Origin of the sequence: Dietzia sp. B44 (assembly GCF_014145245.1) — a bacterium.
Taxonomy (GTDB): domain Bacteria; phylum Actinomycetota; class Actinomycetes; order Mycobacteriales; family Mycobacteriaceae; genus Dietzia; species Dietzia natronolimnaea.
Genome location: NZ_JAALEF010000522.1, coordinates 14,773 through 15,657 on the forward strand (window position 1 = coordinate 14,773; position 885 = coordinate 15,657).

Consider the following 885-nt stretch of genomic DNA (forward strand, 5'->3'; position numbering starts at 1 on the left):
GATCGCCGCGAGGATCGCCCGGCCGTCGAGCCAGGTGGTGCTGCTGCTCGGCGACGGCGCGGCCGGGTTCTCGCTGATCGACGTGGACACCCTCGTGCGGCACGACCTGCCCGTGGTGATGGTGATGGGGAACAACGGGGCGTGGGGGCTGGAGAAGGGGCCGATGCAGATGCTGTACGGCTACGACGTGATCGCCGACCTCGCCCCGCGCACCCGGTACGACGAGGTGGTCAGGGCGCTCGGTGGGGCCGGTGAGATGGTCACCGATCCCGCGCAGATCGGCCCGGCCCTGGACCGCGCGTTCGCGAGCGGGGTGCCGTACCTGGTCAACATCGTGACAGACGTAGAGGCGGGCTATCCCCGCTCGACGTTCGGGGTGTAGGGGACTGGGACCACCCGAGTCGCACTCAATTGCTGACTGGCAAGACTTGCAATTTGCCGGAACCCCGCTTTCGCGGGGAAGACCCGGTGGGAAGACTCGATCCTCCGACGTCACGAGGAACAGCCCCGCTTTCGCGGGGACGATTTCCTAGTACTCTAGCGGGGAGATCAGACAACAATTCAGCCCGAGAAGTCCAAAACCGATTTCGTTTCCGCACGGATGACATTGCAAGTGGCGTAGGAAGCCCGTCCTGCGCAGGGGCGACTCCGAAGCGGCCCCCAGAGCCTTAAGCCCCACCGGACCAGCCTCACTTGCGCGGGGACGGCCCACGGGTCAGACCGTCGAGTCGTAGGCACTGCGGAACAGGCCCGCCTGCGCAGGGACGACGCAACGGCATGACCGACTCCGCCGCGGACCGCCGGAACAACCCCGCCTGCGCGGGGACGACGTGTTTTGTGCCCCACCTCAAAGGCAGAACTGCGGAACAGCCCCGCCTGCGCGGG

1 protein-coding gene is annotated in these 885 nt (G+C 67.2%); it reads left to right on the plus strand.

Annotation, left to right across the window (positions count from 1 at the left end; all coding sequences use genetic code 11):
• On the plus strand, positions 1–382 hold a 382-nt coding region (locus tag G6017_RS16140; protein ID WP_241731613.1), incomplete at its 5' end, for a thiamine pyrophosphate-dependent enzyme.
• Between the last annotated feature and the right edge of the window lie 503 nt (positions 383–885).